The organism is Vibrio sp. R11-SG3-ISO9 (genome assembly GCF_059834255.1).
This window is the reverse complement of record NZ_JCBDGU010000045.1, coordinates 1-23,705: the sequence shown is the minus strand read 5'-3', so window position 1 is coordinate 23,705 and position 23,705 is coordinate 1. Positions and strand designations below refer to the sequence as shown.

At 45.4% G+C, this 23,705-nt stretch carries 20 protein-coding genes and 1 pseudogene; 16 read left to right on the top strand and 5 right to left on the bottom strand.

All coding sequences use genetic code 11. The features are described from left to right. Positions 1–154 precede the first annotated feature (154 nt). The 4 genes from ubiT to rimI all read left to right on the top strand — a co-directional run bounded on the left by ubiT (position 155) and on the right by rimI (position 2,153). Positions 155–682, top strand: coding sequence for a ubiquinone anaerobic biosynthesis accessory factor UbiT (ubiT, locus tag AC6R05_RS16010; protein ID WP_191907558.1), 528 nt, complete (start codon positions 155–157; stop codon positions 680–682). Further along, entirely contained in the window at positions 666–1,169 is a 504-nt protein-coding gene (locus AC6R05_RS16005; RefSeq protein ID WP_390518625.1) for a GNAT family N-acetyltransferase, read from the top strand. Before ubiT ends, AC6R05_RS16005 begins: the two co-directional genes overlap by 17 nt. Before the next feature lie 146 nt (positions 1,170–1,315). Then, positions 1,316–1,714, top strand: coding sequence for a DNA polymerase III subunit psi (locus AC6R05_RS16000; RefSeq protein ID WP_500647996.1), 399 nt, complete (start codon positions 1,316–1,318; stop codon positions 1,712–1,714). Continuing rightward, positions 1,707–2,153 carry a ribosomal protein S18-alanine N-acetyltransferase gene (gene rimI / locus AC6R05_RS15995; RefSeq protein ID WP_500647995.1) on the top strand — a complete coding sequence of 149 codons (447 nt, stop codon included), beginning with the start codon at positions 1,707–1,709 and terminating at the stop codon, positions 2,151–2,153. The genes AC6R05_RS16000 and rimI overlap by 8 nt, the downstream gene beginning before the upstream one ends. 88 nt (positions 2,154–2,241) lie before the next feature. Here rimI and AC6R05_RS15990 read toward each other — a convergent pair whose 3' ends face one another. Continuing rightward, positions 2,242–3,228 carry a PstS family phosphate ABC transporter substrate-binding protein gene (locus tag AC6R05_RS15990; RefSeq protein WP_500647994.1) on the bottom strand — a complete coding sequence of 329 codons (987 nt, stop codon included), beginning with the start codon at positions 3,226–3,228 and terminating at the stop codon, positions 2,242–2,244. Positions 3,229–3,445: 217 nt separating this feature from the next. Between AC6R05_RS15990 and AC6R05_RS15985 the strand changes: the two genes are divergently transcribed. The 9 genes and pseudogenes from AC6R05_RS15985 (at position 3,446) to deoD (ending at position 14,547) form a co-directional block, all read left to right on the top strand. Continuing rightward, positions 3,446–5,443 (top strand): putative bifunctional diguanylate cyclase/phosphodiesterase, encoded by a 1,998-nt coding sequence (locus AC6R05_RS15985; protein ID WP_500647993.1) that lies wholly within the window; start codon positions 3,446–3,448, stop codon positions 5,441–5,443. A 146-nt stretch (positions 5,444–5,589) separates the two neighbouring features. Then, on the top strand, positions 5,590–7,170 hold the full coding sequence (gene prfC, locus AC6R05_RS15980) for a peptide chain release factor 3 (protein ID WP_032551563.1): 1,581 nt from the start codon (positions 5,590–5,592) through the stop codon (positions 7,168–7,170). Positions 7,171–7,277: 107 nt separating this feature from the next. Then, positions 7,278–7,473 (top strand): annotated as a pseudogene (locus AC6R05_RS15975) (DUF5363 family protein). Further along, positions 7,412–8,212 carry a TatD family hydrolase gene (locus AC6R05_RS15970; protein ID WP_500647992.1) on the top strand — a complete coding sequence of 267 codons (801 nt, stop codon included), beginning with the start codon at positions 7,412–7,414 and terminating at the stop codon, positions 8,210–8,212. The pseudogene AC6R05_RS15975 and the gene AC6R05_RS15970 overlap by 62 nt, the downstream one beginning before the upstream one ends. 204 nt (positions 8,213–8,416) lie before the next feature. After that, positions 8,417–9,679: a NupC/NupG family nucleoside CNT transporter gene (locus AC6R05_RS15965; protein WP_152469233.1), complete on the top strand. Its 1,263-nt coding sequence runs from the start codon at positions 8,417–8,419 to the stop codon at positions 9,677–9,679. Between the two features lie 555 nt (positions 9,680–10,234). Continuing rightward, on the top strand, positions 10,235–11,011 hold the full coding sequence (gene deoC / locus AC6R05_RS15960; RefSeq protein ID WP_152469232.1) for a deoxyribose-phosphate aldolase: 777 nt from the start codon (positions 10,235–10,237) through the stop codon (positions 11,009–11,011). Positions 11,012–11,109: 98 nt separating this feature from the next. Then, positions 11,110–12,468 carry a thymidine phosphorylase gene (gene deoA, locus AC6R05_RS15955; RefSeq protein ID WP_152469231.1) on the top strand — a complete coding sequence of 453 codons (1,359 nt, stop codon included), beginning with the start codon at positions 11,110–11,112 and terminating at the stop codon, positions 12,466–12,468. 68 nt (positions 12,469–12,536) lie between these two features. Then, entirely contained in the window at positions 12,537–13,757 is a 1,221-nt protein-coding gene (locus AC6R05_RS15950) for a phosphopentomutase (protein ID WP_152469230.1), read from the top strand. A 70-nt stretch (positions 13,758–13,827) separates the two neighbouring features. Further along, positions 13,828–14,547, top strand: a complete 720-nt coding sequence (deoD, locus tag AC6R05_RS15945; protein ID WP_032551570.1) for a purine-nucleoside phosphorylase — start codon at positions 13,828–13,830, stop codon at positions 14,545–14,547. A 95-nt stretch (positions 14,548–14,642) separates the two neighbouring features. Here deoD and AC6R05_RS15940 read toward each other — a convergent pair whose 3' ends face one another. Further along, positions 14,643–15,257, bottom strand: a complete 615-nt coding sequence (locus AC6R05_RS15940; protein WP_032551571.1) for a YtjB family periplasmic protein — start codon at positions 15,255–15,257, stop codon at positions 14,643–14,645. Between the two features lie 109 nt (positions 15,258–15,366). Between AC6R05_RS15940 and serB the strand changes: the two genes are divergently transcribed. Continuing rightward, positions 15,367–16,347 carry a phosphoserine phosphatase gene (serB, locus tag AC6R05_RS15935; protein WP_500647991.1) on the top strand — a complete coding sequence of 327 codons (981 nt, stop codon included), beginning with the start codon at positions 15,367–15,369 and terminating at the stop codon, positions 16,345–16,347. Between the two features lie 84 nt (positions 16,348–16,431). Here serB and AC6R05_RS15930 read toward each other — a convergent pair whose 3' ends face one another. Then, positions 16,432–18,780 (bottom strand): PilZ domain-containing protein, encoded by a 2,349-nt coding sequence (locus tag AC6R05_RS15930; RefSeq protein WP_500647990.1) that lies wholly within the window; start codon positions 18,778–18,780, stop codon positions 16,432–16,434. 161 nt (positions 18,781–18,941) lie between these two features. Here AC6R05_RS15930 and radA point away from each other — a divergent pair, with 161 nt between their 5' ends. Together radA and fusA are read left to right on the top strand one after the other, a co-directional pair. Then, positions 18,942–20,321 carry a DNA repair protein RadA gene (radA, locus tag AC6R05_RS15925; RefSeq protein WP_255230010.1) on the top strand — a complete coding sequence of 460 codons (1,380 nt, stop codon included), beginning with the start codon at positions 18,942–18,944 and terminating at the stop codon, positions 20,319–20,321. Between the two features lie 236 nt (positions 20,322–20,557). Further along, entirely contained in the window at positions 20,558–22,645 is a 2,088-nt protein-coding gene (fusA, locus tag AC6R05_RS15920) for an elongation factor G (protein ID WP_150869204.1), read from the top strand. Between the two features lie 214 nt (positions 22,646–22,859). On the opposite strand, the gene AC6R05_RS15915 is transcribed toward fusA, so the two are convergent. Both AC6R05_RS15915 and AC6R05_RS15910 read right to left on the bottom strand, forming a co-directional pair. Continuing rightward, complete coding sequence (locus AC6R05_RS15915; protein ID WP_500646505.1) at positions 22,860–23,072, bottom strand: VF530 family protein; 213 nt, start codon at positions 23,070–23,072, stop codon at positions 22,860–22,862. 37 nt (positions 23,073–23,109) lie between these two features. Next, a partial coding sequence (locus tag AC6R05_RS15910; RefSeq protein ID WP_500647989.1) for a LysR substrate-binding domain-containing protein occupies positions 23,110–23,705 on the bottom strand: 596 nt, incomplete at its 5' end.

The following is a 23,705-nucleotide window of genomic DNA, read 5'->3' as shown; positions in this document are numbered from 1 at the left end:
ACTGTTCTTATTACCAGAGTTACTATAACTATGATTTTGAGGATATTAAAGTACAAGCATCAAACCGAAATTAATTTGATACATAACAGGATTTGAGCCTTTAACATCACTTAAGATGAGTGCCATATTATTGATAAAGTTACGGATAAGTCACGTGATAAACAAGATTCGCACTCAACTAGTTCAAAACGCCGCATCAATTTTGCGATCTCCAGTCCAGTTATTGCCAAAAACAGTACAAAAAAAAGCCTTATTAGAAGCACTTAAGAATGTTTTCAAGGAAGCGTTGGAAGATGGCGACTTTGAGTTTCTTGAAGACAAGTGGTTAAAAGTGTCGATTAAAGATATGGGCTTGAGTTGGTGTATCAGCTATCAAGATGAGCAACTGGTTGTTGCAGATAAAGAAGTGACAGAAGACGTGAGCTTTAGTGGCAACCTGAACGACCTTGTTTTGATCGCTGGACGCAAAGAAGACCCAGATACTTTGTTCTTTCAACGCCGCCTTTCTATTGAAGGGGATACCGAGCTTGGTCTAGAGGTGAAGAACCTGATGGACAGTGTAGATTTAGACCTACTTCCGGCTCCAATGAAAATGTTATTGAATCAATTAGCTGATTTTGTGCAGAAGGGGGTACAATCGCCTCAGACACAAAATGAGGTAATGAATGCTTATTCGAACTGAGGCACCTGCAGACATACTTGCAATTGACCGCTTGCTTAAATCTGTTTTTGAAACGGACGCAGAAGCGAACCTAGTGATGAGCCTGCGTGAAAACAGTCATCTGACGCTGTCTTTGGTGGCGTGCTCTGATGAAGGTGAAGTGGTTGGCCACGTGATGTTTAGCCCACTGACACTACAAGGCGAAGATCATAATTGGCAGGGTTTAGCGCCATTAGCCGTACGTGAAGACTTTCGTGGTCAAGGCATTGCTCGAACTCTGATGGAAGAGGCCTTTTCGTCACTACGCGACTTTGGTTATCCAGCCTGTGTGGTTCTGGGCGACCCAAGCTTTTACAGTAAAGTCGGTTTTAAGGCTGCGAGTGAGTTTGGTTTTCAGTGCCGTTGGGATGTTCCTGAAGGCGCCTTTCAAGCGATTGAGCTGGTGGAAGGGGTGTTCTCTGGACACAGTGGTACTATTGAGTACAGTCCTGAGTTTAATGAGCTCTAGGCGAGCGTAACTCTCATCGACTTCGCCAGCACATAAGATGCGGATAGAAGAAACGTGACCAATAGAGATAAAGGAGCTTGATGCTCCTTTATTTTTTGTTAGTATCAGCTCGATTCAACCTTGGGCTCAGTCATATAGGCACAGACATGTCACAGATTCATGCGCAGTATTTACAGGAAATGGGAATTACTCAGTGGGAACTGTGTCACCCTGAACGTCTGGCTGGTTATCAGACCGAGCTCGTTAAACTGCCTGAAACATGCCAGTTACTATTAGTCTCACCAGAAAAGCCTCAAGGCACGCTAGCTGAGATGTTTGAGCGAGTGCTAAAAAGCATCAAACTGGAACTGTCACAAGCGCAATATGTTCATCCAACTGAACTGAGCCATTTTGATTTAAGTTCTCCGCAGTGGGTATGGTTTGCAGGGTGTGAATCCGATACTGATATCACAGCGAAAACGCTGCAATCCCCTTTATTATCTCAGATTGATGGTAACAATCAGCAACGCCGCGCTCTATGGCAGCAAATTTGTTCTTATGAATAGTCAATTTATTAGCGTGTCAGACGCGCACCTTGATGCGATCTGGCAGATTGAGCAACAAGCTCATACTCACCCTTGGTCACACAACATGATTCGCGATCTCGACAGCCGAGGTGGTTGCCATCATGTGATGCTAGTCGATGACGAGGTGGTTGGTTACTTCTATGCGCAAAACATTGTTGGTGAAGTAACACTTCTCAATATCGCTGTTGCCCCTCATCATCAAGGCAAGGGATACGGCAAGGCGTTGATTGAACATTTTCTAGTCGTGTGCGAACAAGCAAAAGCAGAAAGCGCATGGCTTGAAGTCCGTGAAAGTAATATCAACGCGTTTGGTCTGTATGAGTGGGTTGGCTTCAACGAGGTGGACCGTCGCCGTAACTATTACCCAACGGCCACTGGCAAAGAAGATGCGATTATCATGAGTTACATCTTCTTTTAACTTTCCTTCGCTCACATCGATATTGGCAAAGCTCAACTTAGGTTGGGCTTTTTTATTGCCTCCAGCCTTTTGATATCAAAGCAACTGTTTAGTTACGCTCCATAAAGCGTTCGAAGTTAGTACTTAGCTCTTTACTGTTAAATACCGAACCCATGGTCTGTGTTTCAAAGATTGATTGGGCAGCGCTCTGCATTTTCGGAGACAGTGGGATATAGCCAGCAGTACTCACGACATACGATAGGTGCTTTTGATTTAAGTAGTGCTCGATGAACTGATTGACGGAATAACGATTGACGGCTGCTTTGTTAACGTAGATAAACAGAGGTCGGGAAAGCGAGCTGTATTGGCCACTGGTGACACTATTGATACTTGGAGCGATGGCTTGCTGCTCGTCATTGGAAATTGAAACAGCCTTGAGTTGGGTTTGATTGTTTTGGTAATAAGCAAAGCCTAAAAAAGCCAACGCATTTGGGTTGGTTGCGACCTTTGAGGCCAATAGATAATCGTCTTCATTGGCGATGTGGTCACCGCGCAGTTCGACGCCATTAAGAACAACGTTGGTAAAGTAGTCGTAAGTCCCTGAGTCGCTTCCTGGAGCATAGAGCTTGATCGGCTCTGCTGGGAAGCTTGGATTGAGCTGATGCCAATGCGTAATGGTTTTCTCAGAAGAGGGGTGCCATAAGGTTGCCAGCTCCTCAAGGGATAGGTGTTGTAACCACTCGTTGTCTTTACTGACCACGAGTGTGATCGCATCGAGCGCAATGGGCAGTTCTAAAAACTCAATGCCGTTTTCTCGACATAAGGCTTTTTCTTGCGTTTTGATAGGGCGGGAAGCGTTAGAAATATCCGTCTTACCACGGCAAAACTTGCGAAACCCGCCACCAGTTCCGGTGACACCAACCACTATCTGTGCGACATCTTTCTGCTGCGTCATAAATTGCTGAGCAAATTGACGAGTGATGGGGTAAACCGTACTTGAGCCTTCGATCTTGATCAGATCTTTTGCCATGCCCATCGTTGGCCATAGAGACAAACAGATAATAGTGGTGATTGCTTTGTGTAAGAACCTTTCCATCATAGTGTACGTTACGCTTCTATCGGCCAGCATTGTCAGATTTAATCAAGCCACCGAAATATACGGTGTTGGACTTGGTTATACAATGCGCACTCATCAATATTCATCAAAACTTCATAAGTGACTGAAATGGTTGGTTGTTCATTAATTTGAAACATTAATGGATTAAGGTCGATTTATTCCCAATCTTTTTGTCTTGATTATGTTATTCCCCAAAATGCTAAATAAACGAAAGTTCCTATTCACCTCTTTATTAGCGTTGCTGGTGGTAGCGTCGACCACAGTCCTCGTCATGCAATCGACCGATCTCTTGATCAAAAAGTCCCCCCTTGCAGAAGCTGCTGCTGAGATAAAGATCAACGGCTCTCTGGCTTATTTATGGTTTGATGAAATTGTTTCTGGAGATACAACCCAATCGATCCAAGAGGTTTGGTACTACTTAGAGATTGCTGATTGGCATGTAGGGGCGTTGCTCGATGGGGGAGAGAGCATCATGGGCAGCTATCAACCGATCAACGATCCTGAACTTCGAGAGCGATTGATGATGCTACGCCAAACACTGGCTGAGTTTCGCCAATATGCAGGTTCGCATTATCAACAATCGGTTTTAGAAACGCCGTCACTGGGATTAAAGACTGACGAGTATTATCTCGATTTCGCCAGCCAAGCCGATGAGATTCAGCGTGTGATTAAAACCAGCTATGAGTCAGGCATTGCCAGTTATACCAAAACCAGTATTACCCTGATCATTGCAGCTGTCTTTATCGGTGTGTACTCGCTTCGTGTTCAGTTTAAGCATGAACAGAGCCGAGACTTATTATTGAAATCGCTCACTGATGCTAAGTCTTCTATCGAGATCAAGAACAAACAGCTTCATACTCAAGCTTACTTCGATCCTTTAACCGAGCTGCCCAACCGTACTCTGTTTCTTGATAGACTCGGGCAGTCGATACTCAATGCTCAACAAACTCAGCGCCCGTTCGCGTTATTGTTTCTCGATCTTGACCACTTTAAAGAGGTCAACGATCTCTATGGTCATGCCGCAGGTGATGAACTGTTAAAGCAGGTCGCACAGCGCATAACACAATCGATTCGAGTGACGGATCTCTCAGCGAGATTCAGCGGTGATGAGTTCGTCATTGTTTTGGAACACCTGCGCGATGTCGATATGGCGGTGAGTGTCGCCAATAAAATTGCCTCGAAACTGATTAAGCGTCTGAGAGAACCCTTTGAACTGAAACACGGAACTGCAGAAATCACGGCCAGTATTGGTATTTCGATTTACCCAGATGATAGCACCTCACAACACTCACTGATCCGTTACGCTGATGATGCGATGTATCACGCCAAGTCACTAGGGAAAAACAATTTCCAGTTCTATTCCAAAGAGCTCAACTACATTGCGATGTCGCAAAAAGAGTTGGAACGCGATTTAAGGCAGGCAATCGACAAACAGCAGTTTGAGATTCACTACTTACCCAAATGGGCGTTGAAGTCAGGTGATGTGGAGGGTGTTGAGGCACTAGTGCGCTGGAAGCATCCAATTAAAGGCTTGATGTACCCAAATGATTTTATTCCTGTTGCGGAAGCGACGGGGCAAATTCGTCAGATAGATCTGCTGGTGGCAGAACTGGCGTTGGCGCAACACAAAAACTGGCTTACCCGCGGTATTGATATCGGCGTAATGAGTCTTAACATCTCAGCTCGAAGCTTAAAGCATCCTCAATTCTTTGATGCTTTAAAGCGCGTGATTATTTCTAGTGGTGTGGCCACGCATAGAATAGAAGTAGAGATCACTGAGACCGTGATGATCGAGAATGACCAATTCGCACAAATCATCTTTAAAGAGCTGCATCAGCTCGGCGTTCGTATCGCACTTGATGATTTTGGTACTGGCTTTTCATCGCTCTCTTATCTTAAAGACTTTGAGTTCGATACTCTGAAGATCGATCGTAGCTTTGTGATGGACTATGTCACCAATTCGACCTCACTCGTTCTACTCAAGAGCATGATCCAGATAGGCAACGAGCTTGGAGTAGCAGTCATCGCCGAGGGCGTGGAAACATTGCAACAGCAACGAGACTTGATGTCGATGGGGTGTGAGATAGGCCAAGGGTACTATCTTACTTCTCCTCAAACCGCAGATAGATTGATAGAGAATCTTAAGTTGAACTCTGCCTCTAATGTTGTGCCCATGTCCGGCACTTTAGGCTAGTGAAAGCCCTAGTCACTCTAACTCTCTGACTTTTTCTAGCTCAGGCTTTAGAAAGCTGGGCGACTTCTGTATAATCCGCACACAAAATTCAAGGGCAAGTCTCAACAACTTGCCCTTTTTACGCTTTAGATCAGCAAAGGGCGACTATGTCTTTCCAACAAGAAGTGAGCAAACGTAGAACGTTTGCGATTATCTCTCACCCGGATGCGGGTAAAACCACGATTACTGAAAAGGTTCTTTTATTCGGAAACGCGATTCAAAAAGCGGGTACCGTAAAAGGCCGTGGCTCTAACCAGCATGCTAAATCTGACTGGATGGAGATGGAAAAAGAACGTGGTATCTCGGTAACCACGTCTGTGATGCAGTTCCCGTACAATGATTGCCTAGTAAACCTACTAGATACTCCGGGACACGAAGACTTCTCGGAAGATACCTACCGTACACTAACGGCTGTTGACTCATGTCTAATGGTTATCGATGCTGCAAAAGGTGTCGAAGACCGTACACGTAAGCTAATGGAAGTAACACGTCTACGTGATACTCCAATCGTAACCTTCATGAACAAATTGGACCGTGATGTGCGTGATCCAATGGAAGTTCTAGATGAAGTTGAAAGCGAGCTGAGCATGGCGTGTGCACCAATCTCTTGGCCAATCGGTTGTGGTAAAGAGTTTAAAGGTGTGTACCACATTCACCGCGATGAGACGATCTTATATGAATCTGGCCACGGCCATGAGATCCAAGAAGTTCGTATCATCAAAGGTCTAGATAACCCGGAACTGGATGCAGAAGTTGGTGCAGATCTAGCTGAAAGCGTTCGTGAAGAACTTGAACTTGTCATGGGCGCGTGCCCTGAGTTCGACCATGACCTATTTCTAGCGGGCGAACTAACACCAGTTTTCTTCGGTACCGCATTGGGTAACTTTGGTGTTGACCACATGCTTGATGGCTTGACTGAGTGGGCGCCAATGCCGAAAACTCGTCAAGCAGTTGAGCGTGATGTTGAAGCGACAGAAGAGAAGTTCTCTGGCTTCGTATTTAAGATCCAAGCAAACATGGATCCAAAACACCGTGACCGTATTGCATTCATGCGTATCGTATCGGGTACTTACTCTCAAGGTATGAAGATGAACCATGTTCGTACTGGTAAGAATGTAAGTATCTCTGATGCGGTAACCTTCATGGCGGGCGACCGTGCACGTGCTGAGAAAGCATACGCGGGTGACATCATTGGTCTGCATAACCACGGTACTATCCAGATTGGTGATACCTTCACTCAAGGTGAATCACTGAAGTTCTCTGGTATTCCTAACTTTGCACCAGAACTGTTCCGTCGTATTCGTCTGCGCGATCCACTAAAACAGAAGCAGCTACTTAAAGGTCTAGTTCAGCTTTCTGAAGAGGGTGCGGTTCAGGTATTCCGTCCATTACAGAACAACGATCTGATTGTAGGTGCGGTTGGTGTGCTTCAGTTTGATGTGGTTGTGGCTCGTCTGAAGGCGGAATACAACGTTGAAGCGATCTATGAGAGCGTGAACGTTGCGACAGCACGTTGGGTTGAGTGTGGTGATGCGAAGAAGTTCGAAGAGTTCAAGCGTAAGAACCAAACTAACCTAGCGTTGGATGGTGGCGATAACCTAACTTACATCGCACCAACTATGGTTAATTTGAACCTAGCATCAGAGCGTTTCCCTGATGTTGAGTTCCGTGCAACTCGCGAGCACTAATCTATTGATGACGGTGCCAACTCACTGAGGTGGTGCTAGTCGAAGTGATTAAAAACGTCTATTGTTCTGCAATAGGCGTTTTTTTATGTTTGCCTTGAGGAGAGTGGATGTTTCAAGTCATTAAAAGATGGATTAAGCAGTACGATAAATGGTGTAAAGAGTTAGGGTTAACGCCAGAAAACAAGCGTAGTTGCACCCCTTATCGTAGCGATCCTCAACCAGAACCGAAAGATAAGCCGTAATGTCGATACCGCTATTCGATACCCACTGTCATCTAGACTTCGACGTCTTTTCGTTGGGTGATCAAGACAGTTCTGCGGCCGCTCGAGACTATCTCATAACCGCTCAGCAGCAAGGCGTTGAGAAGGTAGTCGTCCCCTCGATTGGTCAAACCAACTGGGAAAAGCTCGAGCAACTGAGCTCGGAACATTCCAACCTTTACTATGCGCTGGGTTTTCATCCTTACTTTCTAGCGACAGCGAGTGAGAGCGAATTTGCTCAACTTGAACAGCATTTAAGTGGCGCTTCTGAGCAGTGTGTTGCGATAGGAGAGTGCGGCTTGGACTTCTTTGTGGATGTGGATATCGATAAGCAAGAGCGTTTTTTTATCCATCAGATACAGCTCGCGACTGCTTTTAAACTGCCTCTGATTATCCATGAACGGAAATCACATAACCGTCTTATCCAGCTTATCAAGCAACAAAAATTCACCAATGGTGGAGTGATCCATGGTTTTTCGGGAAGCGAGCAGCAAGCTTTAGAGTGGATTCGCTTGGGATTCTATATCGGTGTCGGTGGAACGATAACTTACCCTAGAGCGCAGAAAACGCGCACCACTGTCGCTCGTTTACCCCTTGAATGGGTCGTTTTAGAGACGGATGCACCGGATATGCCGATCAGCGGTAAGCAAGGAAACATTAATCATTCCAAATATTTAGTTACGATATTAAATGAACTTGTTTCGCTCAGGAAAGAGTCAAAGCAATCGATTGCAACTCAAATATGGAAAAATAGCCATCAGCTATTCGGTATATGTGAATAAAATCTAAAGTTTTTGTTTATCGTTTGCGTGTTTTACAGTTGTATCGTGACTTGGCTCACAGATGTAAATGAATGATACATGAATCTTATACCAAAGTGTGAGGACGGCATTACTTTATTAGTGGTCGCATGAGTATAATTGCCTCCGCTTTATAGCCCCATTTTGTAACACGCCAATAAATAACTAATAAGGAAGTCATAAACTATGAGCCTGTTTATGAGCCTAGTCGGTATGGTTGTACTGATTGCAATCGCAGTACTACTATCTGACAACCGCAAAGCTATTAACTTAAGAACGGTGGGTGGCGCATTCGCTATCCAATTCGCACTTGGTGCATTCGTACTTTACATCCCTTGGGGTCGTGATTTGCTTGCAGGTTTCTCTGCTGGTGTAGCAAACGTAATCGACTACGGTAAAGACGGTACTGGTTTCCTATTCGGCAGCCTAGTTAACTTCTCAGTTGACGGTATCGGTTTCATCTTTGCATTCCAAGTACTACCAACTCTAATCTTCTTCTCTGCACTTATCTCTGTACTTTACTACATTGGTGTAATGCAATGGGTTATCAAGATTCTTGGTGGTGGCCTACAGAAAGCTCTTGGCACATCTCGTGCGGAGTCTATGTCTGCTGCAGCAAACATCTTCGTTGGTCAAACTGAAGCTCCTCTAGTTGTACGTCCTTTCGTACCAAAAATGACTCAGTCTGAACTATTCGCTGTAATGTGTGGTGGTCTAGCTTCTGTTGCTGGTGGTGTACTAGCGGGTTACGCTTCTATGGGTGTACCTCTAGAGTACCTAGTTGCTGCATCATTCATGGCGGCACCAGGTGGTCTACTATTCGCTAAGATCATCAAGCCAGAGACTGATACTCCTGCTGACGACATCGCTGATGAAATGGACGGTGGCGACGACAAACCAGCTAACGTTATCGACGCAGCTGCTGGTGGTGCATCTGTTGGTCTACAACTTGCTCTAAACGTTGGTGCAATGCTACTAGCGTTTATCGGTCTAATCGCTCTAATCAACGGTATCCTAGGTGGCATCGGTGGTTGGGTTGGTTTCGAAGGCCTAACTCTTGAGTGGATCCTTGGTAAAGTATTCTCTCCACTAGCATTCATTATTGGTGTGCCATGGGCTGAAGCAGATATCGCTGGTTCATTCATCGGTCAGAAGATCGTAGTTAACGAATTCGTTGCATACCTAAACTTCGTACCTTTCGTTGGTGAAAACGCTCAAATCGTTGAAGCGACTGGTCAAGTAATGTCTACTAAGACTCAAGCAATTATCTCGTTCGCTCTATGTGGTTTCGCAAACCTTTCTTCTATCGCGATTCTACTAGGTGGTCTAGGTGGTCTAGCTCCAAACCGTCGTCACGACATCGCTCGTATGGGTGTTAAAGCGGTTGTTGCTGGTACTCTATCTAACCTGATGGCAGCGACAATTGCTGGCTTCTTCCTATCTTTCTAATTAAGTAGATTAGATTATATAGACGCCACTTTAATATCGCCCCGTAGCAAGAGATTGCTGCGGGGCTTTTTTGTTTTAGGGACCGGATTATTGAGTAATAAGTGCAGGAAACGTTGATACACAGGATGTGTTATTCACAACGATTGCTGCCATCAATAACTCGGAAACTGAATTATTTTGAGATACAAACCGTTTGCGTTCTAAGGAGCACTACAAATTATCGAAGGATACCTATAATGTATAAGCTATAGGGATAGGATTTCTCTTTTTGGCAAGAAAATGACCGCTTGCTTAATCGCAATCGTGATTCTTCTGGGATTAGGCCAAACATAGCGATACGCTATAGATGTTAGACACAACAAGGTAGATTTGTTGTGCCATAGACCAAACTGGTACTGTGCGGTGACAAGGATAGCAATTGATGGCGTAAGGCCAACAAGTCTTCAGGGAACCAAGTCCGTTCATTGGTGACTACAGAGCATTACTAAAATATCCATCTATACTGGATGGAGGGCGAAGTAGTTAACTATTTGAATATATTGATCGGAGATAGAAATGAGCGATTTAAAAGCAGCAGCTCTACGTGCACTTAAACTTATGGACCTAACTACGCTAAATGACGACGACACAACTGAAAAAGTTGTAGCGCTTTGTCACGACGCGAAGACTGCAGTGGGCAACACAGCTGCAATCTGTATTTACCCTCGCTTTATCCCAGCAGCTAAGAAGGCACTGCGTGAGCAAGGTACTCCAGAAGTACGTATTGCGACTGTAACTAACTTCCCTCATGGTAACGATGACATCGAAATCGCAGTTGCTGAAACTAAAGCAGCAGTAGCTTACGGTGCAGACGAAGTAGACGTAGTATTCCCATACCGCGCTCTAATCGCCGGTAACGAAGAAGTAGGTTTCGAGCTAGTTAAACAGTGTAAAGAAGCATGCGGCGAAATCACACTGAAAGTAATCATCGAAACTGGTGAGCTTAAAGAAGAAGCACTAATCAAGAAAGCATCTGAAATTTGTATCAAAGCAGGCGCTGACTTCATTAAAACTTCAACAGGTAAAGTGCCAGTAAACGCGACTCCAGAGTACGCGCGCATGATGCTTGAAGTGATCCGTGACATGGGCGTAGCTAAGACTGTTGGTTTCAAACCTGCAGGTGGTGTTCGTACTGCTGAAGATGCAGCACAATACCTAGCAATGGCTGATGACATCCTAGGCGCAGATTGGGCAGACAACATGCACTATCGTTTTGGTGCATCAAGCCTACTGACTAACCTACTAAACACATTAGAAGTAACAGACGAAACAGCTGATCCAACGGCTTACTAATTCTTAAATTGTCTGTTTGATGGAGCGGTGATTTTGCCGCTCCATATTACCTCTTTACCTTACATACCATACTCATCATGAGTGTTGGGAGGAATCTAATGTCTGAAGTATCTAATACCAAAACTCCAACTTTTCTACCTCAAGAAATTATTCGCAGAAAACGTGACGGCGAAGTGCTGACTGCTGAAGAAATCAACTTCTTCATTCAGGGCGTTGCTAAGAACACGGTTTCTGAAGGCCAAATCGCTGCATTTGCAATGGCGATCTTCTTCAACGAAATGACAATGCCAGAGCGTATTGCGCTAACGTGTGCAATGCGTGATTCAGGTATGGTTATCGATTGGAGCCACATGAACTTTGATGGCCCTATCGTTGATAAACACTCTACAGGTGGTGTAGGTGACGTAACTTCACTAATGCTTGGCCCAATGGTGGCAGCATGTGGTGGTTTCGTTCCTATGATCTCTGGTCGTGGTCTTGGCCACACAGGTGGTACGCTAGATAAGCTTGAATCTATCCCTGGCTACAACATCACACCGACCAACGAAGTGTTTGGTGAAGTAACCAAAGACGCAGGTGTTGCAATCATCGGTCAAACAGGTGATCTAGCTCCAGCGGACAAGCGTGTATACGCGACGCGTGATATCACTGCGACTGTAGACAACATCTCGCTAATCACAGCTTCAATCCTTTCTAAGAAACTGGCTGCAGGCCTAGATTCTCTAGTAATGGATGTAAAAGTAGGTTCTGGCGCATTCATGCCAACTTACGAAGCGTCTGAAGAGTTGGCAAAATCTATCGTTGCTGTAGCAAACGGTGCAGGTACTAAGACAACAGCGATTCTAACTGACATGAACCAAGTTCTGGCTTCTTCTGCAGGTAATGCAGTAGAGGTACGTGAAGCGGTTCAATTCCTGACGGGTGAATACCGTAACCCTCGTCTTCTAGAGATCACGCTAGCTTCATGTGCTGAAATGCTCGTGCTTGGCAACCTTGCGAAAGACTCTGAAGAGGCTCGTGAGAAGCTAATGGCAGTACTGGATAACGGTAAAGCAGCAGAGTGCTTCGGTAAGATGGTTGCAGGTCTAGGTGGTCCAGCTGACTTCGTAGAAAACTACGACAACTACTTAGAGAAAGCGGAAATCATCAAGCCAGTATACGCACTTGAAAGTGGCGTTGTATCAGCAATGGATACGCGCGCAATCGGTATGGCTGTAGTAGGCATGGGTGGCGGTCGCCGCGTTGCAACTGACAGCATCGATTACGCAGTCGGTTTCGATAACTTCATCCGTCTAGGTGAAGTAGCAAGCGAAGACAAGCCTCTTGCGGTGATTCACGCACGCAACGAAGAGCAATGGCAAGAAGCGGCAACAGCCCTTCAAAGTGCGATTACTGTTGGTGGTGAATACACAGCAACGCCGGATGTTTACCGTCAAATTCGTTCAGAAGACGTTTAATTAAAAAATTACACAAAGCCTGCTCACACCAAAATTATTCGATAATGAGCGGGCTAAAGGAAATAGCAATGAAAAGAGCATTTATTTTAGTCTTAGACTCATTTGGTATTGGCGCAACGGCTGATGCTGAGAAATTTGGTGATGTAGGTTCAGATACTATGGGTCACATCGCTGATCAGTGTGATAAGGGCTTAGCGGATAACGCTGACCGTCAAGGTCCATTGACGCTGCCAAACCTATCTAAACTGGGGCTTGCGATGGCTCATAAAGAGTCAACAGGTCGTTTTGCTCCTGGTATGGATGCAGACGCTGAAATCATCGGTGCTTACGGCCACGCAGCTGAGCTGTCTTCTGGTAAAGATACACCGTCAGGTCACTGGGAAATTGCGGGTGTTCCTGTTCTTTTTGATTGGGGCTACTTCACTGATAAAGAGAACAGCTTCCCTAAAGAGCTGACTGACCGCATTCTAGAGCGTGCTGGTCTATCTGGTTTCCTAGGTAACTGTCACGCATCGGGTACTCAAGTACTGGATGATCTAGGTGAAGAGCACATGAAGACAGGTCTACCAATCTTCTACACATCAGCAGATTCAGTATTCCAGATCGCATGTCATGAAGAGACATTTGGTCTACAAAACCTGCTAGATCTTTGTCAGATCGCTCGTGAAGAGCTAGAAGATTACAACATTGGTCGTGTTATCGCGCGTCCTTTCGTTGGTGCGGGTAAAGGTCAGTTTGAGCGTACCGGTAACCGTCGCGATCTATCTGTTGAGCCGCCATCAGCAACGATCCTGCAAAAACTGGTTGAAGAGAAAAACGGTGAAGTTCACTCAATCGGTAAGATCTCTGATATCTACGCTGGCTGTGGTATCACTAAGAAGACGAAAGCGACAGGTATTCCTGACCTATTTGAAGCAACTAAAGACGCGATCAAAGAAGCGGGTGACAACACGATTGTGTTCACTAACTTTGTAGATTTCGACTCTGCTTACGGTCACCGTCGTGACGTAGCGGGTTACGCAGCGGCACTTGAGTACTTCGATGGTCGTATTCACGAAGTTATGGATATGATGCAAGAAGATGACATCTTGATCCTAACTGCTGACCACGGTTGTGATCCAACATGGCCTGGTTCTGACCACACTCGTGAGCACATCCCAGTGATTGTTTACGGTAAGAATGTACCTGCTGGTTCACTAGGTCGTCGTGACACATTTGCTGATATCGGCCAAACGCTAGCAGCGTACTTCGGCACGTCGCCAATGGGCTACGGCACAAGCTTTTTGTAATTTTTAAGTATACTGAAGAGAGAGGGTAGCCTCTCTCTTCTTTTTTGTTTTGAGATAAAGGATATTTTCAATGGCAACTCCACATATTAATGCTGAAATGGGCGCATTCGCAGACGTTGTTCTTATGCCGGGTGACCCGCTACGTGCTAAATACATCGCAGAAACATTCCTAGATGATGTTGTTCAGGTGTGTGATGTTCGCAACATGTTTGGTTACACTGGTACTTACAAAGGTCGTAAGATCTCTGTGATGGGCCACGGTATGGGCATCCCATCGTGCTCTATCTACGCGACAGAGCTTATTAAAGACTTTGGTGTGAAGAAAATCATCCGTGTTGGCAGCTGTGGTGCGGTTAGCGAAGATATTAAAGTGCGCGATGTTGTTATCGGCATGGGTGCTTGTACCGATTCAAAAGTGAACCGTATTCGCTTTAAAGGTCATGACTTTGCTGCAATTGCTGACTACAAAATGGTTCGTGCAGCTGAAGACGCGGCAAAAGCGCGCGGTGTTGACGTAAAAGTCGGTAACCTATTCTCAGCTGAGCTGTTCTACACTCCAGATCCAGAAATGTTCGAAGTTATGGACAAGTACGGCATCGTTGGCGTTGAGATGGAAGCGGCTGGTATCTACGGTGTATGTGCTGAATACGGCGCGAAAGCACTGACTATCTGTACTGTTTCAGACCACATTAAAACAGGCGAGCAAACCACATCTGATGAGCGTCAAACGACTTTCAATGACATGATGGTAATTGCACTAGACTCTGTTCTGCTGGGTGACGACGAGTAATCGAAAGCCTCAGTATGCTTTGAGCTGAATGAAAAAAGCCCCTGCAGTCTCGACTGTAGGGGCTTTTTATTGTTTGGTTGGATTGGGCTTGCCTACTAAGAGTTAACGTTCTTGAGTAGCAGGTTCTCGCCTGACTTAGACTTGCCACGTCTGAGGATTAATAGAATAAACAGCACGCCACTCACAAATCCCATCACTACCATACCAATCATATAGCGGTCACTCTTGCGGTAATGGTGATCTGAGATAGCCGTGACTCGGCCGGTCTCAAAAGTCACTCGGATAAAACCTATGATGGTGTTTTCCGGAGAGTAGATAGGCTCAACCAACTGTTGTTTACCGATACTGGCCGTAGAAAGCGGAGTGTCTAACCCTAGTACTTCACGAACTGTTAGCGCTTTTTCACTCGATGCTAAACGAATACCTTCAGCGTTGTAGATTGTGGTATCAAAAACCAGTCGGTCTTGAGATAGCTGATTGGTAAGCTCTAACAGGCGCTCTTGGTCTTGCTGAATGATCATTTTGCTCGCAGACAGCGACGCTTGTGAGATCAGAACCTTGGTTAGAGTTTCGAGCTGTTTGGCTTGAATTTTCTCATTACCTTTACTGATCACTACGGTATTTTTGATGGTGACCACCAACATAGCGGCTAATAAAATCAGCGCTAAGATACGCAGTGCGTTGCGTAATGAGAACAGCGATTCATTCATGATTCATCTCGCCTGAAATAAACAAATGTTATGATTAAGGTATATTGAGACTTGCACATGTAAATTGCAATAGGTTAACGTCTAGCTAAGTTAATTAGGAATCATACACATGGACGCACAGAAACTCTTGCCTATTAAAAGGCATACTACACTGTTAACTCGACTCCCGGAGACGCGATTCGCTTCTCAACTGGCCAAATCAAAGGCAAACTGGATCGTGTTTGGTGAGTATCTTTCTCCTCAAGCCTTCGATGACATCGACTTTTTCACAGGCTTCTACAATACCATTCTAGACACTTGGAAAGTGGGCAAATACGAAGTTGCTCTGATGTCTGGACAACTTACTCCTGCGCATGAAGAGATCTTACAGGGTCTAAAACTGGATTACGCTTGCCTAAGCGAAGTTCCAGACTTATCGAAGCCGGGTTTGATTGTGATGGATATGGACTCCACAGCGATTCAAATTGAATGCATCGATGAGATTGCAAAACTGGCGGGTGTGGGTGAGCTGGTATCCGATATTACCGAGCGCGCAATGCAAGGCGAACTCGACTTTGAACAGAGCCTCCGTCAGCGTGTTGGTGCACTGAAAGATGCCGATGAAGCTATCTTAGAGCAGGTGCGCAGTACACTACCATTCATGCCAGATTTGGTAGAGTTGGTGAGCACTCTGAATAAGCTAGGATGGAAAACGGCCATTGCATCGGGCGGCTTTACCTACTTCTCTGACTACCTTAAAGACACTCTTAATCTCGATTACGCACAATCTAACACCTTGGAAATCGTCAATGGTAAGCTGACAGGGCAAGTGTTGGGCGATGTCGTATCAGCGCAAACCAAAGCTGACATTCTGATTGAGCTGGCTGACGAGCATGAGATAGAGCTGCACAATACGGTGGCTGTCGGTGATGGTGCTAACGACTTGGTGATGATGAAAGCGGCAGGTTTGGGTATTGCTTATCACGCGAAACCGAAAGTTGAGCAGCAGGCACAGTCTGCAGTGCGTTACTCAGGGTTGGGCGGCGTGCTATGTATTCTTTCTGGTGTATTGGCTAAGCATCAAAAAATCAGCTGGCAAGTGAAACCATAGTATCCTTGTTTATAGATAGAAAAAGCAGGCCTTGGAGCCTGCTTTTTTAATGGGTTTTGCTAATAGTTGAATGATGTAGTTCGGCTACTTGGTCAACTCGAGTCTGATTAGCACTTCATCTGTGATATCACACATTTCGCCATAACCAATAAAGGCCGTCACTTCATTTTCGAGTTTCTTCGCTTGGTACATACTAATCCGAGCAATCGCCTCTAAATCAGATTGGAACAAGCTAGTCAGTGGGTCGAAAACTGGTGCGGTTGATACTCGTAAAACGTAGAGCTCCCCCATATGCTGAGCTTTCTTAATGAACATGATTCGTTCTTTGACTGATTTGAACTCTCGGCTTAGCTTGGTATGTACCGATTGAATCTTGTCACCAAACTTAACCGCTGCTACGTAAACATCATGATGTTTTGGACCTGCTCCCTCTATTTTCTTCAGCGGATCCGCTAATAGAGTATTACTGTGCCCTTTAAATATCGGCTCCAATGACAATTTATGGTTGTGTCCAAGCTTCGCCAGTAAGCTCAAGTAGTTATTGAGTGGAAAGTTAACCCCTATGATCTTACAGCGTAGCTTTGAACTTGGTTTATCAATAAAGATCGGGTTACTGACCATTTTACTCAATAGTACATTGTGGAGGGATTCCAACAGTGAGTGAGTCGGTAGTATCTCTTTCTTTTTGATCAGTTTGTTTTGGTTATGATCGATAAGGCCGTTAAGGAAGGCCACGGTACGCATGGTTTTGCCCGTTTCATCGATCGCCAATTGAACATTCTTACCGTTCGGACTAACACGGATCACTCGGTAAGGTACGGCACTTAGAGGTAGCTTCTTATCATAGAGTTGAAGCTCATTGAAGTTGATGGTTACAGGATCGTCGATCTTGAGTACTAGTGGCTGCTCTAATGTGACGCTCAAGCCACGCTTGGAAAGATCCTGAGTGTGCCCGTTCGCTGCTGCACCATCGCCTGCTGTTATCTGCAGTGGTGACTTAAACTGATAGCGTGGTTCTTTGCGGCGAGACTGAGAGTCAAAGTAAATGCTCTGAATATTGCCCACAACGGTGCGTGCGTGGCGGAATTTATTCAGCTCACTGCTGGCAATACGTGGTTTTTCTGTAAGCAGATAGTCGTCCGCGCTGTCGTCGGCACCGATCTCTTGCAAGATTCCACAGTGGGTCAATTGCTCTGAGCTTCTGGCGAGATCTTTCGAGTGCTGAGCTAATGCTTGTTGCTCTTCTTCAGACAGTTCAAAAACAGAGAACTTAAAGGTTTTCCAACTCGATCTCTTAGCACCAATATGCCAGAACAGTTGGCGTTGCTCGCGAGTTGCTTCTGGCAACATCATTGAGTAGAACAACGTCTTATTTTGGTGCTCGTGAGTGAACGAGTAGATAACATTACTCGTGCCTTTCACGCCGGGCTTCGCTAATTGGTTCATACGTTGCTCATTAAACAACGTACCTAAAGCTTGTTGGTTACGCTCATCATGCCAGTACTGCCAAAGAGGATGGTTGTTATCGGTCAGTAGAGCTAGCTTGAGCTCACTACCGCTAAAAAAGAGAGGCAAGTTACAGGTGTGCTTGAGGTATGTATGCTCGATTCCGCGAGTACGGGTGCGAATGATTCGGTCTTGGTTTTCGTGCTGAGTCTTCTTGCTGTTACTGTTAAGTGATTCTTCGATTAAACGACCCACGATATTACTGTCGCATACGCGTACTGTTCTTAAAAACTTAACGGCATTGTTATCGTACGAGTCGTCGATACCAAGAATTCGAAATTCGGTGGTTTTGTCGACTCCCGGCTCTTTCGACTTTTCGACCAGTTCAGTAAATTTGACGCCAACCACTTCGCCAAGGCTATACTTGAATGCGCTTGGCACCTTGAATTTCCCACCTGATGGCGATATATCCACAGTCACACCATGCAGCACTTGGCCTTTTGAGGTTGTTATCTCGACTTGTGACGCAACTTTTAGGCGGTTCTCTTGACGTTTTAAATCATAACCAAGGTTAATAGGTTCCGCTTCATAAGGACTATTGGCACTGGTGATGCCGTTGTCTTCTTGCTGAGTGGTATTGATTTGGTTGTTGACTGGCTGAGTTCGCGGAGACATGACCATCTCCCAAACGCCTTCAGTGTAGCCGCGAAACTTCTTTGTGCCGCGCTGATAGGCATTAAGAGCGATATCATCGAGCCAGTGTTTACGCCCATCTAGGGTAAACTGGTGACATTCGTCGTCGATACGGCCGCGTAAATCGATACTCTTGGTACACGGCGCCATGATACGATTCAGTTCCATTTTAACGAGCAATTTCAGAGACGGGGATTCGCCCTCTGTCATTTGTGATAGAAGGAAATCGAAATCCTCAGCGTGATAGGCTGGGATGAGTCGCTCTGCTACAGATAGAATTTCAGATTGCTGCATACTTTTATTGTTAGAATGGATAGTGCACTTATGTTATCGACTAGTTTAAATCGATCTTTAAGTATAACTGGTACGACTGCAACGATTATTTTAATCCGTACGGACAACGACATCACAATTTGACAACATCATCGTGTAACGAAGTAAATTATTGAGGTTTTATGGCTAAGGCAAAACGAGCTTATGTATGTAATGACTGCGGCGCAGACTTCCCGCGCTGGCAGGGGCAATGTAATGCATGCGGAGCTTGGAACACAATCACAGAGGTAAGGCTCGCTGCATCACCTCAGGTTGCACGTAATGAGAGACTTACCGGTTACGCGGGTAGTGCAACCGAGTCGAGTGTTCAAACCCTTTCAGAGATCGATCTGCAAGAAGTACCAAGATTTAGCAGCGGCTTTAAAGAGCTCGACCGCGTTCTTGGTGGTGGTGTGGTGCCGGGTGCGGCGATTCTTATCGGTGGTAACCCAGGTGCGGGTAAATCGACACTACTATTACAAACCATGTGTCTGCTCTCTTCACAGCTTCCCACTTTATATGTCACAGGTGAGGAATCCTTGCAGCAGGTTGCGATGCGCGCCTCGCGTTTAGGGCTACCGAAAGATCATCTAAAAATGTTGTCGGAAACTAACGTTGATAAGATCTGTCAGGTTGCGGAGAAAGAGCAACCGAAGATCATGGTCATCGACTCGATTCAGGTTATGCACGTCGCCGATGTTCAGTCATCGCCGGGTAGTGTGGCTCAGGTACGTGAGTCAGCAACCGCACTGACGCGTTTTGCTAAGCAGAATAATGTGGCTATTTTCCTTGTTGGCCACGTAACTAAAGATGGCACGCTAGCAGGCCCGAAAGTTCTAGAACATATCATTGACTGTTCGGTACTGCTTGATGGTGGCACTGATAGCCGCTTTAGAACGCTGCGCAGCCACAAGAATCGTTTTGGTGCGGTGAATGAGCTTGGTGTATTTGCGATGACAGGGCAGGGGCTTAAAGAAGTCTCCAACCCTTCGGCTATTTTCCTTTCTCGTGGTGAAGAAGAAACGTCGGGAAGCTCAGTGATGGTGGTCTGGGAAGGTACTCGTCCGCTTCTTGTCGAGATTCAAGCGCTGGTAGACTATTCACAGTTGGCGAACCCTCGACGCGTTGCCGTAGGCCTAGAGCAAAACCGCCTCTCTTTGTTACTCGCCGTGCTGCATAAACATGGCGGACTGCAAATGGCCGACCAAGATGTGTTTGTGAATGTCGTTGGTGGTGTTAAAGTAACCGAAACCAGTGCTGACCTAGCATTAGTGATGGCACTGTTGTCTAGTTTTAGAGACAGAGCACTGCCTAAAGATGTGGTCGTGTTTGGTGAAGTTGGCTTGGCGGGAGAGATTAGACCGGTTCCAAGTGGACAAGAGCGTCTAAACGAAGCCTTCAAGCATGGCTTTAAAAAAGCGATCGTGCCGGCGGCCAATATGCCTAAGGGCGGTATTCCAGGGATGCAAATCCACGGAGTGAAAAAGCTGTCAGAAGCAATTAGTGCTTTTGATGAGTTGTAATAAAGCTAAGTTAGGCTAATCTATACAGCAGCAAATCAAATTGGGTTTGCTAATCGTCTTTCTGCGAGCCCAATATTAAAATTAACAACCGCTTAGGTTGTTTCTACAGAGCACTTTTCCTTTCTTATTGTGGAAAGGCAAAAGTTTTTTAGTCTCAAATGCATGCAAAGCTATCAGTCTTCACAGATTGTGATATACTCTGCGCGCATTTTATATCCTATTAACAGAGTAAGACAATGGCAGATTTATCGAAATACAGAAACATTGGTATTTTCGCGCACGTTGATGCGGGTAAAACAACTACCACTGAGCGTATCCTTAAGCTAACTGGTCAAATCCACAAGACTGGTGAAGTACATGACGGCGAATCAACGACTGACTTCATGGAACAGGAAGCTGAGCGCGGTATTACTATCCAATCAGCAGCTGTAAGCTGTTTCTGGAACGGTCACCGTCTAAACGTTATCGATACTCCTGGACACGTTGACTTCACAGTTGAAGTATACCGTTCTCTTAAAGTTCTTGATGGCGGTGTTGGTGTATTCTGTGGTTCTGGTGGTGTTGAACCACAATCAGAAACTAACTGGCGTTACGCTAACGAATCAGAAGTATCTCGTCTGATCTTCGTTAACAAACTAGACCGTATGGGTGCAGACTTCTACAACGTTGTTGACCAAGTTAAAAACGTTCTAGGTGCAAACCCACTAGTTATGGTTCTACCAATCGGTCGTGAAGACGACTTCGTTGGTGTTGTAGACCTACTAAGCCGTAAAGCTTACGTATGGGACGACTCTGGTCTTCCAGAAAACTACGAAATCCAAGACATCCCAGCTGACATGGTTGATGATGTTGAGCAATACCGTGAAGAGCTAATCGAAACTGCTGTTGAGCAAGACGATGATCTAATGGAAGCTTACATGGAAGGTGAAGAGCCTTCTATCGAAGACATCAAGCGTTGTATCCGTAAAGGTACTCGTGACCTAGCATTCTTCCCAACATTCTGTGGTTCTGCATTTAAGAACAAGGGTGTTCAGCTAGTACTAGACGCTGTTGTAGATTACCTACCATCTCCAACTGAAGTTGATCCACAGCCTCTAACTGATAAAGAGACTGGCGAACCAACTGGTGAAGTTGCAACTGTATCTGCAGATGAGCCACTACGTGCTCTAGCATTTAAGATCATGGACGACCGTTTCGGTGCACTAACGTTCATCCGTATCTACTCTGGTCGCATGAAGAAGGGTGATACTATCCTTAACGCTGCAACTGGTAAGACTGAGCGTATCGGCCGTATGGTTGAGATGCAAGCTGATGACCGTAACGAGCTAACTGAAGCTCAAGCTGGTGACATCATCGCAGTTGTTGGTATGAAGAACGTTCAAACTGGTCACACTCTATGTGATCCTAAGCACGAATGTACTCTAGAGCCAATGATCTTCCCAGAACCAGTAATCTCTATCGCTGTAGCGCCTAAAGATAAAGGTTCTACTGAGAAGATGGGTATCGCTATCGGTAAGATGGTTGCAGAAGATCCATCTTTCCAAGTTGAGACTGACGAAGATTCAGGTGAAACTATCCTGAAAGGTATGGGTGAACTTCACCTAGACATCAAGGTAGACATCCTTAAGCGTACATACGGCGTTGAGCTAACTGTAGGTGCTCCACAAGTAGCTTACCGTGAAACTATCACTCAAGCGATTGAAGATAGCTACACGCACAAGAAGCAATCTGGTGGTTCAGGTCAGTTCGGTAAGATCGACTACCGCATCAAACCAGGTGAGCCAAACTCTGGCTTCACGTTCTCTTCAACAGTTGTTGGTGGTAACGTACCTAAAGAATTCTGGCCTGCAGTAGAGAAAGGCTTCGAGTCTATGATGGATAACGGTGTTCTTGCTGGCTTCCCAACTCTAGACGTTGAAGTTGAGCTATTCGACGGTGGCTTCCACGCAGTTGACTCGTCTGCAATCGCATTCGAAATCGCAGCGAAAGGCGCATTCCGTCAATCTATGCCAAAAGCTGGCGCGCAACTTCTTGAGCCAATCATGAACGTTGACGTGTTCACTCCAGAAGATCACGTTGGTGATGTAATCGGTGACCTTAACCGTCGTCGTGGTATGATCAAAGACCAACAAGCTGGTGCTACTGGCGTACGTATTAAAGCTGACGTACCTCTATCAGAAATGTTTGGTTACATCGGTCACCTACGTACAATTACTTCTGGTCGTGGTCAATTCTCTATGGAATTCGCACACTACGCACCATGTCCAGCAAACGTTGCTGAAGAAGTAATCGCAAAAGCTAAAGAAGAGAAAGAAAACAAGTAATTGTTTTTAGAATCTAATTAGTTTTAAAGCCCCGCAAGTGAAAGCTTGCGGGGCTTTTGTTTTATGGGAATCATAGTACGAGTACGAGTACGAGTACGAGATACGAGATACGAGATACGAGATACGAGATATGATGTGGCCCCTAAAAAGTAGACACAGGGGATAATCCCCGCGAGGGAACTACGGGGAGTTGGAGCGATTTAGGGAGCGGATATTAGCGTTTTAGGTCGATATAGACTTGCTCAACTTTAGTTCGCGCCCATTCTGTTTTTCGCAGAAACTTTAAGCTCGACTTGATGCTTGGGTCTTTCTTGAAGCAGTTAATGTTAACCATGTAACTCAACTCTTCCCAACCATAGTGATCCACTAGCTCAGTCAGTAGTTTTTGCAAAGTAATGCCATGCAGTGGGTTGTTTACTTGTGTCATGATAAGTCCAATAGGTATTTTTCGTCAGTATAGCAGCTTAGTCATCGGAGTTTCCGGACCATTTCAATGAGAAATCAGTATCGACGATATTAAGCTCTTCTCTTCCTTTATTACCAAACTCACTGACTTGAGTTTCTATCCATTTAGAGAAGCGTTGAATCTTGTCGCGATGAAAGTATCCCGACGGTGCACATAAGAAGTAATTGTATTTCGGCCTTAGCGCGGTATTCCCAATTCTAACCAGCTTGCCTTCTTGCAGGTATCGATACACTAAGCTGTGTTTCACCAAAGCAACACCTTGAACAGAAAGTGCTCCCTCTAGTACAAAGTGAGAACCATCAAACTGCAATGTCGTATGACCGCCCTCAACCCCCACTTCATTGAGCCATATTGACCAATCCATATCAGGCCATCGGTCTTCAATTAGCTCCGCTTTGTGCAGGTCTTCGACACTGTATATTCCATACTTCTCCTGATAGAGCGGATGACAAACAGGGTATAGCACCTCATCCATTAACCAACGCGACTCTAGATTTGGGTAGTTACCGTGCCCGTAGCGTATACAGATATCAATACTCGAATCTTCAAAGGTAATTAGCTTGTTGGTTGGTTCAATTAGCATGGATAGGTCTG

Excerpts from the sequence above, each read along its gene's own strand:
- AC6R05_RS16000 (WP_500647996.1), top strand. The coding sequence starts at position 1,316 with ATGTCACAGATTCATGCGCAGTATTTACAGGAAATGGGAATTACTCAG.
- serB (WP_500647991.1), top strand. The coding sequence starts at position 15,367 with ATGGACGCACAGAAACTCTTGCCTATTAAAAGGCATACTACACTGTTA.
- deoD (WP_032551570.1), top strand. The coding sequence starts at position 13,828 with ATGGCAACTCCACATATTAATGCTGAAATGGGCGCATTCGCAGACGTT.
- AC6R05_RS15965 (WP_152469233.1), top strand. The coding sequence starts at position 8,417 with ATGAGCCTGTTTATGAGCCTAGTCGGTATGGTTGTACTGATTGCAATC.
- AC6R05_RS15915 (WP_500646505.1), bottom strand. The coding sequence starts at position 23,072 with ATGACACAAGTAAACAACCCACTGCATGGCATTACTTTGCAAAAACTA.
- AC6R05_RS15985 (WP_500647993.1), top strand. The coding sequence starts at position 3,446 with ATGCTAAATAAACGAAAGTTCCTATTCACCTCTTTATTAGCGTTGCTG.
- AC6R05_RS15990 (WP_500647994.1), bottom strand. The coding sequence starts at position 3,228 with ATGGAAAGGTTCTTACACAAAGCAATCACCACTATTATCTGTTTGTCT.
- AC6R05_RS15930 (WP_500647990.1), bottom strand. The coding sequence starts at position 18,780 with ATGCAGCAATCTGAAATTCTATCTGTAGCAGAGCGACTCATCCCAGCC.
- deoA (WP_152469231.1), top strand. The coding sequence starts at position 11,110 with ATGTCTGAAGTATCTAATACCAAAACTCCAACTTTTCTACCTCAAGAA.
- rimI (WP_500647995.1), top strand. The coding sequence starts at position 1,707 with ATGAATAGTCAATTTATTAGCGTGTCAGACGCGCACCTTGATGCGATC.
- AC6R05_RS16005 (WP_390518625.1), top strand. The coding sequence starts at position 666 with ATGCTTATTCGAACTGAGGCACCTGCAGACATACTTGCAATTGACCGC.
- AC6R05_RS15950 (WP_152469230.1), top strand. The coding sequence starts at position 12,537 with ATGAAAAGAGCATTTATTTTAGTCTTAGACTCATTTGGTATTGGCGCA.
- radA (WP_255230010.1), top strand. The coding sequence starts at position 18,942 with ATGGCTAAGGCAAAACGAGCTTATGTATGTAATGACTGCGGCGCAGAC.
- AC6R05_RS15970 (WP_500647992.1), top strand. The coding sequence starts at position 7,412 with ATGTCGATACCGCTATTCGATACCCACTGTCATCTAGACTTCGACGTC.
- AC6R05_RS15940 (WP_032551571.1), bottom strand. The coding sequence starts at position 15,257 with ATGAATGAATCGCTGTTCTCATTACGCAACGCACTGCGTATCTTAGCG.
- fusA (WP_150869204.1), top strand. The coding sequence starts at position 20,558 with ATGGCAGATTTATCGAAATACAGAAACATTGGTATTTTCGCGCACGTT.
- deoC (WP_152469232.1), top strand. The coding sequence starts at position 10,235 with ATGAGCGATTTAAAAGCAGCAGCTCTACGTGCACTTAAACTTATGGAC.
- prfC (WP_032551563.1), top strand. The coding sequence starts at position 5,590 with ATGTCTTTCCAACAAGAAGTGAGCAAACGTAGAACGTTTGCGATTATC.